Genomic DNA, 14,479 nt, shown 5'->3' with positions numbered 1-14,479 from the left:
CTCTAGCTATTCGCCTTGACCGGCTTGACCACACGCACATGCAATTCCTGCAACTGCACTTCCGGCACGGCCGATGGTGCGGCCATCAGCAGGCACTGCGCGCTCGCGGTTTTCGGGAACGCGATCACATCGCGGATCGAATCGGTGCCAGACATCAGCGCCGCGATACGATCGATGCCGAATGCGATGCCGCCATGCGGCGGGCAGCCGTACTTGAGCGCTTCGAGCAGGAAGCCGAATTTCGCTTCGGCTTCTTCGCTGGAAATTCCGAGCAGATCAAACACCGCGCTTTGCACGTCGGAGCGATGGATACGGATCGAACCACCACCAATCTCGTTGCCGTTGAGCACCATGTCGTAGCCGCGCGAAACCGCGTTCGCCGCGTTCGCGCGCAGATCGGCCGCATCGTCGATGCTTGGTGCGGTAAACGGATGATGCAGGGCCATGTAACGACGCGATTGTTCGTCGTACTCGAACATCGGGAAATCGACCACCCAGAGCGGACTCCAGCTCTTTTCGATATGGCCGTTGTCCTTACCGATTTTCAGCCGCAGCGCGCCCATGTAGTCCGACACGGTTTTGTAGTTGCCGGCGCCGAAAAAGATCACGTCGCCAGTCTGCGCACCGACCGCCGTGAAGATGCCTTCGACCGCGCGGTCATCGAGAAACTTCACGATCGGCGAAGTCAAACCTTCGCGACCTTTGCTCAGGTCATCGACGCGAATCCACGCCAGACCTTTCGCGCCATAACGTGCAACGTACGGCGCGAGATCGTCGATATATTTGCGACTGAGCTCGGCTCCTTTCGGCAAACGCAGCGCCACGACGCGACCGCTCGCATCGCTGGCCGGCGCCGAAAAAACCTTGAACTCGACGTGCCGCACATGCTCGGCGACATCAACCAGCTCGAGCGGAATGCGCAGGTCGGGTTTGTCCGAACCGAAACGGCGAATCGCCTCGGCGTAAGTGATGCGCGGGAACTCGGCATCGAGCTCGACGTTCACCACTTCCTTGAACACCTGACGGATCATGTCTTCGACCAGATCCTGGATATCGCGTTCGTTGGCGAAGGCGAATTCCATATCGAGCTGGGTGAATTCGGGCTGCCGATCGGAGCGCAAATCTTCATCGCGGAAACAACGCGCGATCTGATAATAACGATCCATGCCAGCCATCATCAGCAACTGTTTGAACAACTGCGGCGACTGCGGCAACGCATAAAACTCACCCGGATGCACACGCGACGGCACCAGATAATCGCGCGCACCCTCTGGCGTGGCCTTGGTCAGGATCGGAGTTTCGATATCCTGAAATCCGCGCGCATCAAGAAAGCGCCGAATGGTTTGCGTGAGGCGCGTGCGCATACGCAAGGTCTGCTGCATTTGCGGGCGACGGATGTCGAGATAACGATAACGCAGACGCGTTTCCTCGCCGGGTGTTTCATGCAGCATGAACGGCAGCGGCGCGGCGGCATTGAGAATTTCGATCTGGTCGACCACGACTTCGATCTTGCCGGTGGCGAGCTTGTCATTGACCTGGCTCGACGGGCGCGCACGCACAGTGCCAGTGACGCGCAAACAGAATTCATAACGCACCGCTTCGGCGGCGGCGAATGCGGTGTTGTTGTCGGGCTGCACCACTACCTGGACCAGACCTTCGTGATCGCGCAGATCGATGAAGATCACGCCGCCGTGATCACGCCGGGTATCGGCCCAGCCACACAACGAGACGGTTTGATCGATCAGGGTCTCGTCGACGAGACCGCAGTAGTGGGTGCGCATGCGGTAAAACTCCAAAGAAGCCGCGCCAGCGTATCCGGCGCAAAGGGTGGGCGCAGAATCCTAAAGGGCTTTGTGCTGCACTGCAAACAAAACGCCCGCCAAAAGGCGGGCGTCGGTGCAAAAAGCAGCGGAATTCTGCTGTTCGGGATTAGCGCCAGCGGCGTCGGATCGTGAATTCGCCCGAACAACCCTTGTCTACCCAAACGCCAGCGCGATTCCAGCCCCAAGTGCGACCTTCGATACATGCCGTACCCGAAGTCTGGCGCTGCAACACAACTGCGCCGCCTCCACCGACATCGACCTGACAGAAATTGTAGTTGTACTGGCTGCTGCCGCAACCGAAGCTGATCGTGCGATCCCAATCCGGGCCCGGTCGCCAGCCACCGCCGCCACCGCCACCGCCGTTATCAGGAGCAAAACGTCCGGAACAACCCTTGTCTACCCAGACGCGGCCGTGTCGTGTGCCCCAGGTTTCGCCTTCAATGCAGCGCGCACCCGAACGTTGCTCTAGCAAACGCACGTCACCACGAAACGGAATATTGCATTCTTCGTAGCGAAAACCGTGGCTTGCGCAATCAAATACCGCGCCGCCACGTTGCGCTTGCGCCTGCGGTGCGGAAAACAGCGCCGCCCCCACCAAGACCAATCCTGCCAATAATTTACCGATCATTTTTCTACCCTCCCAAGTTTAATTTAGATTGCTTAATGCAACCCGCGATTACCAGATAGCATATTCAAACCAAACTGTCGCTGTACGAGATTTATCGGAACTCAGGACGCGGTACTGGTCACGGTGCTGGCAGGTTTGTCACTGCTGGGTGCGGCTGGTGCATCGGCTTTTTTCTCGACCGGCTTGCTCTCGGATTTGCTCTCGCCACTTGAACTGGTTTCGCTTTTTTCGGCGAGGTTGCGTTTCTTGTCGCCGTCTTTCTTGAAGTCGGTTTCATACCAGCCAGTGCCGGCGAGGCGAAACGACGGTGCGGTCACGCATTTCTGGATTTTGGTCGCGCCGCAATTCGGGCAAACGCCCGGATCGGGATCGGAAATTTTCTGCAGGCGCTCGAAACGCTGGTTGCACGTTGCGCATTCGTATTCGTAAATCGGCATTCGATATTCTCCAGAACTCCATAGTTGCATCACCACTTGCGCGGCGGCGGATGCAAAAGTTTGCGCACAAGCCGCAAGATTACAGCATGCGGCGGAAGCGCACTTGCTCCTGCGCTCAGTTTTTGCCGAACAACATGCGCCCCGCATCGGCATCGATCCTGACCGTATCTCCGGGCACAAATTCGCCGGCCAGAATTTTCTGCGCGAGCGGATTTTCGATCAATTGCTGGATCGATCGTTTCAAAGGTCGCGCGCCATACACCGGATCGAAACCGATATTCGCGAGCAGATCGAGCGCGTTGTCGGTCAGATCGAGCTTGAGCTGGCGTTCGCCGAGACGCTTGCCGAGATAGTCGGTCTGGATGCGCGCGATGGCGCGAATCTGTGCCTTTTCCAACGGGCGGAACACCACGATTTCATCCAGGCGATTGATGAACTCGGGCCGGAAATGCGCCTGCACCACACCCATTACGGCAGCCTTGATCTGGGTGTAATCCTCTTCGCTGCCGCTACTCCGGCCACTATCAGACATGTCCTGGATGTATTGCGAGCCGAGATTCGAGGTCATCACGATCACCGTATTGCGAAAATCCACGGTGCGGCCCTGACCATCCGTGAGACGACCATCGTCGAGCACTTGCAGCAGGATATTGAACACGTCGTGATGCGCCTTCTCGACTTCATCGAGCAGGATCACGCTGTACGGTCTACGCCGCACGGCTTCGGTCAGATAACCGCCTTCCTCGTAACCGACATAACCCGGCGGCGCACCGATCAAACGACTCACGGAATGTTTCTCCATGAACTCGCTCATGTCGATGCGCACCATCGCATCATTGCTGTCGAACAGGAATTCGGCGAGCGCCTTGCACAGCTCGGTCTTGCCGACGCCAGTCGGGCCGAGAAACAGGAACGAACCGTTCGGTCGATTCGGATCGGATAGCCCAGCGCGGGCGCGACGGATCGCATCCGACACGGCTTTCACCGCCTCGTCCTGACCAATCACACGCTGATGCAATTCGCTTTCCATGCGCAGCAATTTGTCGCGTTCGCCCTCGAGCATGCGCGACACCGGAATGCCGGTCCAGCGCGAAACCACTTCGGCGATTTCCTCAGCCGTGACGTTCTGCTGCAACAGCTTGAAGCCTTTCATCTCGACGGCTTGTGCGGCTTCGAGTTGTTTTTCGAGTTGCGGAATCTTGCCGTACTGGATTTCGCTCAAACGCGCGAGATCCTGCGTGCGCATCGCGGCTTCCATTTCCTGCCGCGCTTTTTCCAGTTCCTCCTTGATTTTGGTCGTACCCTGCACGATCGCCTTCTCGCCTTTCCAGATTTCTTCGAGATCGGAAAATTGCCGGTCGAGTTTGGCAATTTCGGTTTCGAGATCGGCCAGACGCTGCTTCGATTCATTGTCTTTTTCTTTCTTCAGCGCCTCGCGCTGGATCTTGAGCTGAATCAGGCGCCGCTCCATGCGATCAAGCTCTTCGGGTTTCGAATCGATCTCCATGCGAATGCGCGACGCGGCCTCGTCCATGAGGTCGATCGCTTTGTCGGGCAGTTGCCGATCAGCGATGTAACGATGCGACAACGTGGCTGCCGCGACAATCGCGGGATCGGTAATTTCCACACCGTGATGCACGGCGTAACGTTCTTTCAGGCCGCGCAGAATGGCGATCGTATCTTCCACGCTCGGCTCGCCAACAAACACTTTCTGGAAACGCCGCTCGAGTGCCGCGTCCTTCTCGACGTACTTGCGATATTCGTCGAGCGTGGTCGCACCGATGCAATGCAGCTCGCCGCGCGCGAGTGCGGGTTTGAGCATGTTGCCGGCGTCCATCGAACCCTCGGCCTTGCCGGCACCGACCATCGTGTGCAGTTCGTCGATGAAGAGGATGACGTTGCCTTCCTGCTTCGACAAATCGCTGAGCACGGCCTTGAGTCGCTCCTCGAATTCGCCGCGAAATTTTGCGCCAGCGATCAACGCGCCCATGTCGAGCGCGAGCACACGCCGATTGCGCAAACCTTCCGGCACCTCGTGATTGACGATGCGCTGCGCGAGGCCTTCGACGATCGCGGTTTTGCCGACGCCGGGCTCGCCGATCAGCACCGGATTATTCTTGGTGCGACGTTGTAAAACCTGGATCGTGCGGCGGATTTCTTCATCACGCCCGATCACCGGATCGAGCTTGCCAGACCCGGCCTGAGCGGTCAGGTCGATGCAATATTTCTGCAGCGCCTGGCGATTTTCCTCGGCGTTCGCATCCTGCACCGCATCGCCGCCGCGCAGATGCTCGATCGCCTGTTCCAGCGACGATTTCTGCGCACCGGCTGCCTTCAATGCCTGACCGAGCTCGCCCTTGTCATCAAGCGCGGCAAGCACAAATAATTCGCTCGCGATAAACGCATCATTGCGTTGCTGGGCAAACTTGTCGGTGAGATTGAGCAACCGGTTCAGATCGTTCGAGACATTCAGATTGCCTTCCTGCCCACGCACTTTCGGCAAGCGATCCAGCGCCTCGCTCAAGCGCGCGCGCAGTACCGACACATTCACGCCGGCCTGTGCCAGTAGCGGTTGCGTCGAGCCGCCTTGTTGATCAAGCAGCGCCAGCATGACGTGGGTCGGTTCGATCATGTTGTGGTCGCGCCCAATGGCGAGGCTCTGGGCATCGGCCAAAGCCTGCTGTAAACGCGAGGTGAGTTTATCCATGCGCATAAGGTTTCTCTCGAAAAATGGAAAACGGCGCAACGCCGCACAGACTGCCTAGATAGGGTCAGACAGCATGCATTCCAAGCGCAACAGCGCTTACTGGATCCAGATCAGGCTCGCCATGCGGCCGCTGATCTGATCGCGGCGATGCGAGTAAAAACGATCGCTATCGCTCAAGGTGCACAGGTCACCGCCATAGATGCGCGTGATCCCGAGTTGCGCCAAACGTTGTCGTGCCAACATGTACAAATCGCACAGCCAATGGCCCGGAGATGTAGCTTGAAACGCAGCAACAGCCTGTGGATCACGTGTGACAAAAGCCGCACGCACTTCGTCACCCACTTCGTACACTCGCGGCCCGATTGCCGGGCCAAGCCATACCAGCAAATTTTCGCACGGCGTTTTCAGGCGAAAAATACAAGCTTCGATGATGCCGTCGCAAAGCCCACGCCAACCAGCGTGAATAGCGGCGATCTCGGAACCATCTGCGGCGGCAATCAATAACGGCATGCAGTCTGCTGTGAGTATTGCCAGTACGCTGCCGCGGCGACACGTTATCGAGGCATCAGCCTGAGCTTCGACTTTGACATTCGTGATTCTTGACACGGCATCCACTTCGACCACCGTGGTGCCATGCACCTGATGCAACCAAGCCGGAGGCGCAGGCAGGCTCAGCGAGTCGGTCAACGCGGCACGATTCCCCTCCACCAGCGCTACCACGTCACCGCAACGCGAACCGAGATTAAAACGATCGAACGGCGCCAAGCTCACACCCGGCCCGAGCCGCGTGCTCACACACGCGCGCACCGAAGCCGGCGCCGGCCAATCCGGCAACACCCATTGCTGCGGATTCGGCGGCCACGCGGGTTTTATCGTCATTCGCTATCGCGCCAGCGCGGATCGGCGCCTTGCGTATCGGCACGCAGCGCGGCGATGAGCCTCTCCATATCCGGCGGACGGGCTGCTTCCACACTCACGAGCTTGCCGGACTTGGGATGCAGAAATTCCAACCGCTCGGCGTGCAGCGCCTGGCGTTTGAAGCCGCGCAATATCTCGATCAATTCAGGACTCGCACCACGCGGCAGCTTCAGTCCTCCGCTGTACAAGGAATCGCCAACCAGCGCATGGCGGATGTGTTGCATGTGCACGCGAATCTGATGCGTGCGCCCGGTTTCCAGATTGAGTTGCAGCAACGAATGCCCGCGGAAACGTTCGCGCACACGATAATGCGTGACCGCCTCGCGCCCGCCTTCCTGCACCGACTGCTTGAGCCGATCATGCGGATGGCGACTGATCGGCGCATCCACGGTGCCGCCAGCTATCAGACTGCCGTTGACTACGGCCTCGTACTGGCGATGCATGCTGCGCGTCTGCAACTGATCGACCAGCGATGTGTGCGCACGCAAGCTGCGCGCTACCACCATCAGGCCCGAAGTATCTTTGTCCAGACGATGCACGATGCCGGCGCGCGGCACTTCGACCAGTTTCGGATCGTGATGCAGCAGCGCATTCTGCAGGGTTCCTGCCGAATTTCCAGCGCCCGGATGCACCACCAAGCCAACTGGCTTGTTGATGACGATGACATCCTTGTCTTCGAAGCGGATATCCAGATCGATTGGTTCGGGCGCAAGTTCGACTTCCTGCACCATGCGCACGGTCAGGGTGACGGTTTCATCGCCGCGCACCAGATGGCGCGGCAGCACGACTGCGCCGTCCAGCAATGCATCGCCGCTCTTGATCCAGCTGGTCAGGCGGCTGCGCGAATAATCGGGAAACAGCTCGGCCAGCACCTGATCGAGGCGGCGTCCGGCCGACGTCAGCGGTAGCCGAACTGTAAGAGTAGCAAGGGGTTCGTTCATGTTTCTCGGGCCGTATTGGATGAATGGCGCAACAACGCGCAGCGGAAAAACATATTTTCAACGTCAGCCGGGGCAGTTTCGGCTATTATCCCGCGTCTTGATGATTGCAGAGTGTGCTTCTCACATGCGAGTGCCTAAGCTTGTTCTACTGATTCTGATCTCCCTGCTGTTCGTCGCGGGCTGTCACCGTGGCGCCAAGAAAGAGGAAGTCACCGAAACCTTGCCGGTGGATCAGTTGTACGCGGAAGGAAAAGCCGCGCTGGTCGACGGTAACGTGGGCAAGGCAACGCGATATTACAAGCGTTTGATTGCGCGCTTCCCGTTCGGGCCGTACACCGAGCAGTCGCAGCTCGAACTATCCTACGCGCAATACAAGTCGCATGACGACGACGAAGCGTATTCCACGCTCAATCGCTTCATCAAGACCTACCCCACGCAAAAGCATGTCGATTACGCCTATTACCTGCGCGGCGTGGTCAATTTCTCGCGCCAGACCGGCTTTCTCACGCGTTACGTCGGCCAGGACATGACCCAGCGCGACCAGGGTTTCGTCAACCAGTCGTTCCAGGATTTCAGCGAGCTGATCACAAAATTTCCCGATAGTCGTTACGCACTCGATGCACGCCAGCGCATGATCTACCTGCGCGACAACATGGCCAACTCGCAGGTCAATGTCGCCAAGTATTACCTGCGTCGCGGCGCTTATCTGGCGGCGGCGAATCGCAGCCGCACCGTGATCGAAAACTATCAGCGCACGCCGCAAGCTGGCGATGCGCTGGCGATCATGGTGATGAGCTACAAGGCACTCGGTGAAGACAAGTTATCCGCCGACGCCGAGCGCGTGCTCAAGCAAAATTACCCGAATCACCCGTATTACAAAGGCAACTGGCCGAAACATCCGCCGCTCTGGAAACGTGTGATTCCGTTCACCAACAAAAACAGCACCGCGGACGACAGCACGCTGTAACGCATACGCACCAAATCGACAACGGTTGGCTCAACGCCAGCCGGATGAAATCGGATAGCGCCGGTCGCGACCGAATGCGCGCCGGCTGATACGCGGCCCCGGTGCCGACTGGCGGCGCTTGTATTCGTTGATCAACACCAGCCGCGCGATTCGACGCACCATCGCTTCGTCATAACCGGCGGCGATAATCTCCGCCTGTGATTGCTCACCCTCGACGAAACGCTCGAGGATGGCGTCGAGCACATCGTAGGCCGGCAACGAATCCTGATCGGTCTGGTTGTCGCGCAGCTCCGCCGAAGGTGGACGATCTATCACCACCGGCGAAATCACCCAACACGTCGTCCCCGCGATCTCGCGCTTGCCGTCAGCCTGCGCATTGCGCCAGCGCGCGAGCGCAAAAACCTCGGTTTTGTAGACATCCTTAAGCGGCGCATAACCGCCGCACATGTCGCCGTAGATCGTGGCGTAGCCGACCGCCATTTCGCTCTTGTTGCCGGTCGATAACAGCATGCGGCCGAACTTGTTCGACAGCGCCATCAACATCACGCCACGGCAGCGCGCTTGCAGATTTTCTTCAGTGGTATCAAGTGCGCGGTCGGCAAACACCGGCGCGAGAGTTTGCAGAAAAGCCTGGAAGCTTGGTTCGATCGACAACACCTGATAATCAACGGCAAGCGTACGCGCCTGAGCAGCGGCTTCGTCCAGACTCAGTTGCGAGGTATAGCGCGTCGGCAACATCACCGCGCTGACACGCTCGGCGCCGATCGCATCGACCGCAATCGCCACGGTCAGTGCCGAATCGATGCCGCCGGAAAGTCCGAGCAACACGCCTGGGAAATTGTTTTTCTCGATATAGTCGCGCGTGCCGCGCACGAGTGCCGCGTAGACCCGCGCGGTGCGTGAAGCATCGATATCGTGCGGCCAGTGCGGCGCGCTGAATCGACGCGTGACGCTGTCGTAGTCGGCGATCAGCAATACATCCTCGAAGGTTGCGGCGCGTGCGCTGATCGTGCCATCGGCATCGACCAGCAGCGAACCGCCGTCGAACAACAAATCATCCTGACCACCGACCAGATTCAGATAAGCGATCGCGACATTGTTTTCGCGCGCGCGGCGGATCAACAACTCTTCGCGCTGCGCGGATTTTTCGGTATCGAACGGTGAAGCATTGATCACCAGCAACAATTCGGCGCCGTTCGCCACAGCCTTTGCCGCAGGTTCGATTTCCCAGATGTCTTCGCAGATCAACAGGCCGACTTGCACGCCGCGAATTTCGCAAACATACGACTCATGACCGGGACGGAAATAGCGTTTTTCATCGAACACAGCGTAATTCGGCAATGCCTGTTTGTGCACCGTCAGCGCGACTTCGCCATCACGCAACAAACTCGCGGCGTTGTAGACCTCGCCAAGACTGTGCGGATGCCCGACATACGCGGCGATTCCCCGCGCCTCAGCGGCGAGCGCCGGCAACGCATTTGCGCACGCGGCCAACACCGCGGGACGCAGCAACAAATCCTCGGGCGGATAGCCGCACAACGTGAGTTCGGGAAACGCGATCACATCGGCATGATGCGTATCGCGTGCCTGGCGCAACAAGCTGCGCACACGCTCGGTATTGGCCGCAATCGCGCCGACCGGGAAATCGAATTGAGCCAGCGCCAGCCGCAGATTTGCCATCTTCTATCTCTGAAAAAACAAAGGCCGCGATAATTCGCGGCCTTCAAGTTTACGCGTTGGTGTGGCGCATTACATGCGCGCGAGCATGGCCTTGCCGAGATCCGCCGGCGATTTCACGGTGGTCACGCCGGCCTTTTCGAGCGCCGCAAACTTGGCTGCAGCCGTGCCCTTGCCGCCGGAGATGATCGCACCGGCGTGGCCCATACGCTTGCCGACTGGCGCGCTGGCACCAGCGATGAAGGACACGACCGGTTTGGTCACGTATTCGCTGATGAACTCAGCCGCTTCTTCTTCGGCCGAACCACCGATTTCGCCAACCATGATGATGCCTTGGGTCTGCGCATCGTCCTGAAACAGCTTGAGGCAGTCGATGAAGTTCATGCCCTGGATCGGATCGCCACCGATGCCGATGACCGTGCTCTGGCCGAGGCCTTCGTTGCTGGTCTGGAACACGGCTTCATAAGTCAACGTGCCGGAGCGCGAGACAATACCGATCTTGCCGACCTTGTGGATATGGCCCGGCATGATGCCGATCTTGCATTCGCCCGGCGTGATGATGCCCGGGCAGTTCGGCCCGATCAGCACGGTGTCGGGGTACGATTTCAGCGCATTCTTGACGCGCAACATGTCGAGCACCGGGATGCCTTCGGTGATCGCGACGATCACGCGAATGCCCGCATCGGCGGCTTCCAGAATCGCGTCTGCGGCGAACGGCGGCGGCACAAAAATCATGCTCGCGTCGGCCCCGGTTTCATCGACCGCATCCTGCACCGTGTTGTAGATCGGCAGGCCGATATGCTGACCGCCGCCCTTGCCCGGCGTGACGCCGCCGACCAGCTTGGTGCCGTAGTCGAGCGCCTGCTCGGAGTGGAACGTGCCCTGCTGGCCGGTGAAGCCCTGGCAGATCACCTTGGTGTGCTTGTTGATCAAAACGCTCATCGTAAAAATTCCTGTCTGGTTTCGGAGCTTGCGACTGGTTGCAGTCCGCAGTGCTTCCACATCCTCAGCGAGCGCCGCGCGATCGCCGTTGCCGCATTGTTCAAGGCGGCTGGAAATAAGCGATTAGGCCACCGCTGCCACGGCTTTTTTCGCCGCATCGTTGAGGTCCACCGCCGTGGTGATTTTGAGACCGCTGTTGGCAAGCAGCTCGCGGCCCTTCTCGACATTGGTGCCTTCGAGACGCACCACCACCGGAATCTTCACGCCGACTTCTTTCACCGCGGCGATGATGCCCTCGGCGATCATGTCGCAGCGAACGATTCCGCCGAAGATGTTGACGAGAATTGCCTTGACCTTGTCCGAGGACAGAATCAGCTTGAACGCTTCGGTCACGCGCTCCTTGGTCGCGCCGCCGCCGACGTCGAGGAAGTTCGCTGGCTCCGCGCCAGCAAGCTTAATCACGTCCATCGTCGCCATCGCCAAACCTGCACCGTTGACCATGCAACCAATGTTGCCGTCCATCGTGACGTAGTTGAGGTTGTGCTTGACCGCGATCGCCTCAGCCGCGTCTTCCTGGGTTTCGTCGCGCATCTCGGCGAGTTTGGGATGACGGAATTCGGCGTTGTCATCGGAATCGACCTTGCCGTCCAACGCCATCAAATCGCCGTTGGCGACGATCGCGAGCGGATTGAGTTCGACCAGCGCGAGATCCTGCTCGTTGAACAGCTTGTACAGGCCGAGCATGAGCTTGGTCAGCTGGCTGACCTGTTTCGCATTCAAACCCATCGCAAAACCGAGCTTGCGGCACTGATACGGCTGCAGGCCCTGGACGAAGTTCACTTCGAGGGTGAGGATGTCTTCCGGATTTTCGTTGGCGACCTGCTCGATATCGACGCCGCCTTGCGCCGAGGCGATAAACGCCACGGCTTTGGTGGCGCGATCGACGAGGATCGAAAGATACAACTCCTTCTGGATGTCGTTAGCTTCCGAGATCAGCACCTTGTTGACCGGCAACGCACGGCCGGCCGACTGATACGTGATCATGCTCGTGCCTAGCATCTTAGCGGCAGCTGCCTTGACGTCATCGAAAGTCTTGACCAGCTTGACGCCGCCGGCCTTGCCGCGGCCACCCGCATGAATTTGCGCCTTGACCACCCACTGCTCGCCACCGAGCGCCTTGGCGGCTTCGACCGCCTGCTCCGGCGTTTCCGCAACCCGACCGGCGGGAACCGGAATGCCATAAGCCGCGAACAATTCTTTGGCCTGATACTCGTGAAAGTTCATGCATACACCTTGAAGAAACGCTTGGATAAGCGGAGGCTGGCGCCGTGCGAACAGCGCGTGCCAGCAAAGAAATCTGCACATGGATTACCGGCGCGATGCCGGATTCCTGCAGGTTAGTCGCGTATTGTGGACAAAGCCTCCAACAAAAAAAAGTCTTTTCGACTAATCTGCTGCTGAGTTCGCGAGCTGGCTATACTTGGCCAGTGCTTGAGCCGTCGTGCGACCACTTGGCGATGTTTGTTTGCTGCAGTCGCGCAGACGCAATATTGTCTTTCTACAGACCTACTTTTCGCACCCAGATCGGGCTTGAGCAGAATGAGCGATCCGCGCGTCAAACCTCCGACAACCCCGAATGCTGGGACCGACATGCGCAGCGCCGACCCGATGTTCATAGCGGCCAACGAGGGTGATGGCGAGCCACATCGCGAGCTGTATGCGCTACATCTGTTTCGGATTCTGCAAGCCTGCATCATCATCGGCTTGACGTTCAGCCCGTTGGTCACAAAACAGATCGAGTTCACCGATCCGTGGCTGGCACGCGTGAATGCGGTTGCCTATATATTGCTTACGCTGATCGCATTTTCTTATGTGCGGCGCAAATCGCAGCCGATGTTTTGGATCGTGACGTCGGCGATGCTGATCGATATCGTCGCCTGCAGCCTCATGCTGTTGTCGTTGAGCGATCCCATCAACAGCATTGCCATGCTGCTGATGGTGAACATCGGCGCGAGCGCGGTATTGCTGACGCCGCGCATGGCGTTCTTTTTCGCCGCCGTGGCATCAATGTGCGTGCTGGCGCAGAACATCTACAAATTCCTGGAAGGTTCCGAGCACAACCCACTCGAACTCGGCCTGATCGGTCTGGGTTATTTTGCCACCGCACTACTCAGCGGCATTCTCGGCAAACAGATGCGCGCCACGCAGCAATTGGCAACACAACGCGGGCTGGATCTGGCCAATCTTGCGTTGATCAACGAGCTCATCATCCGTCGCATCAAGACTGGTGTGCTGGTGGTGGATGCCGAAAATCGCGTGCACCGCATGAATGAGGCCGCACGCAACTGGCTCGGCGCGCCAAAACCCGGCGTGCAGGAACTCGCCAAACTCTCGGTGGAACTCGCCACGCGACTCAGGCACTGGCGTCAGGGCCAAAAAAACACCAGCCAACCGATCACCGCTGAAGATGGCAGCGAGCGTATACCGCGCTTCACGCGACTCACGCCGCAGGACGACAACGGCGCCGTGCTGGTATTTCTCGACGACAATGCCCTGCTATCACGACGCGCCGAGGAGCTTACCCTGGCCTCGCTCGGGCGCTTGTCTGCTAGCATCGCACACGAGATCCGCAATCCGCTCGCGGCAATCCAGCACGCTGCGCAATTACTCGCCGAATCCGAAGAACTGGCGATCACCGATCAACATCTGGTTGGCATCGTGATCAACCATTGCGGGCGACTCAACCAGATCATCGAGCATGTACGCCAACTCGCACGTCGCGAACCGTCACGCCCCGAACCGATCGAATTGAATCGATGGGTGCAGGAATTCATCACCGACTACAGCACCAACCACGTGCTCGGATCGGATCAATTGCGTGCTACGCCTTCGCCGCAGCCGGTGAATGCGCTGATCGATCCGCAGCAATTGCAGCAAGTGTTATGGAACCTCGTGCAGAACGCGCTGCGTTACGGACGCATGCCCGAGCAGAACGCATCAGTCAGCATTTCCGCGCGGCGCGGCGGCCCGAATGTTGCGCCGATCATCGAGATCATCGATCGCGGCCCGGGCATTCCGTCGAGCGTTGCCACGCGCATCTTCGAGCCGTTCTACACCACGCACGAACTCGGCACGGGCCTGGGTTTGTATCTGGCACGCGAGATGTGCGAATCGAATCAGGCGACGCTGGATTATGTCGCGCGCGCCGGTGGCGGCAGTTGCTTTCGGATCACGCTGTCGCCAGCGCCAGGCTGAAGTAGCTTGCCGACGTGAATTGAGACCGATCGAGCCGCGGATTTTATCTGCCAATCAGTTAGACTATCGCCGCATTCGCGCTTGATGTTGACGCACAATTGCGATGCCCCTGCGAAATGACCACGAGTATTGCCGATGCGATCGCAGCGAACTTTGCTTCCGCCCGCGCAGCGGTTTACGCTTC

At 58.9% G+C, this 14,479-nt stretch carries 11 protein-coding genes; 2 read left to right on the top strand and 9 right to left on the bottom strand.

What is annotated here, in order from left to right:
- Positions 1-2: 2 nt before the first annotated feature.
- The 6 genes from aspS to rluD form a co-directional block, all read right to left on the bottom strand.
- Entirely contained in the window at positions 3-1,781 is a 1,779-nt protein-coding gene (aspS, locus tag ELE36_RS03950) for an aspartate--tRNA ligase (protein ID WP_129831857.1), read from the bottom strand.
- A 148-nt stretch (positions 1,782-1,929) separates the two neighbouring features.
- The gene (locus ELE36_RS03945; RefSeq protein WP_129831856.1) at positions 1,930-2,451 is read right to left on the bottom strand and encodes a DUF3011 domain-containing protein; all 522 of its coding nucleotides are present in this window, start codon (positions 2,449-2,451) and stop codon (positions 1,930-1,932) included.
- Between the two features lie 101 nt (positions 2,452-2,552).
- Positions 2,553-2,888, bottom strand: coding sequence for an FmdB family zinc ribbon protein (locus ELE36_RS03940; protein WP_129831855.1), 336 nt, complete (start codon positions 2,886-2,888; stop codon positions 2,553-2,555).
- A 115-nt stretch (positions 2,889-3,003) separates the two neighbouring features.
- Positions 3,004-5,601: an ATP-dependent chaperone ClpB gene (gene clpB, locus ELE36_RS03935; protein WP_129831854.1), complete on the bottom strand. Its 2,598-nt coding sequence runs from the start codon at positions 5,599-5,601 to the stop codon at positions 3,004-3,006.
- A 90-nt stretch (positions 5,602-5,691) separates the two neighbouring features.
- On the bottom strand, positions 5,692-6,474 hold the full coding sequence (gene pgeF, locus ELE36_RS03930) for a peptidoglycan editing factor PgeF (RefSeq protein ID WP_129831853.1): 783 nt from the start codon (positions 6,472-6,474) through the stop codon (positions 5,692-5,694).
- Complete coding sequence (gene rluD / locus ELE36_RS03925) at positions 6,471-7,454, bottom strand: 23S rRNA pseudouridine(1911/1915/1917) synthase RluD (protein ID WP_129831852.1); 984 nt, start codon at positions 7,452-7,454, stop codon at positions 6,471-6,473. Before rluD ends, pgeF begins: the two co-directional genes overlap by 4 nt.
- A gap of 124 nt (positions 7,455-7,578) precedes the next feature.
- On the opposite strand from rluD, the gene ELE36_RS03920 reads away from it, so the two are divergent.
- Positions 7,579-8,421, top strand: a complete 843-nt coding sequence (locus tag ELE36_RS03920) for an outer membrane protein assembly factor BamD (RefSeq protein ID WP_129831851.1) — start codon at positions 7,579-7,581, stop codon at positions 8,419-8,421.
- Between the two features lie 30 nt (positions 8,422-8,451).
- On the opposite strand, the gene ELE36_RS03915 is transcribed toward ELE36_RS03920, so the two are convergent.
- From ELE36_RS03915 to sucC, 3 genes are all read right to left on the bottom strand, one after another.
- On the bottom strand, positions 8,452-10,101 hold the full coding sequence (locus tag ELE36_RS03915) for an NAD+ synthase (protein ID WP_129831850.1): 1,650 nt from the start codon (positions 10,099-10,101) through the stop codon (positions 8,452-8,454).
- A 69-nt stretch (positions 10,102-10,170) separates the two neighbouring features.
- Positions 10,171-11,040 carry a succinate--CoA ligase subunit alpha gene (gene sucD / locus ELE36_RS03910; RefSeq protein WP_129831849.1) on the bottom strand — a complete coding sequence of 290 codons (870 nt, stop codon included), beginning with the start codon at positions 11,038-11,040 and terminating at the stop codon, positions 10,171-10,173.
- A gap of 123 nt (positions 11,041-11,163) precedes the next feature.
- Positions 11,164-12,324 (bottom strand): ADP-forming succinate--CoA ligase subunit beta, encoded by a 1,161-nt coding sequence (sucC, locus tag ELE36_RS03905; RefSeq protein WP_129831848.1) that lies wholly within the window; start codon positions 12,322-12,324, stop codon positions 11,164-11,166.
- Between the two features lie 366 nt (positions 12,325-12,690).
- On the opposite strand from sucC, the gene ELE36_RS03900 reads away from it, so the two are divergent.
- On the top strand, positions 12,691-14,295 hold the full coding sequence (locus ELE36_RS03900; RefSeq protein ID WP_242512351.1) for a sensor histidine kinase: 1,605 nt from the start codon (positions 12,691-12,693) through the stop codon (positions 14,293-14,295).
- The last annotated feature ends 184 nt before the right edge of the window (positions 14,296-14,479 follow it).

Origin of the sequence: Pseudolysobacter antarcticus, from assembly GCF_004168365.1 — a bacterium.
GTDB classification, from domain to species: domain Bacteria; phylum Pseudomonadota; class Gammaproteobacteria; order Xanthomonadales; family Rhodanobacteraceae; genus Pseudolysobacter; species Pseudolysobacter antarcticus.
The sequence above is the reverse complement of the archived record's forward strand: the minus strand, read 5'-3'. Positions and strand labels throughout refer to the sequence as shown.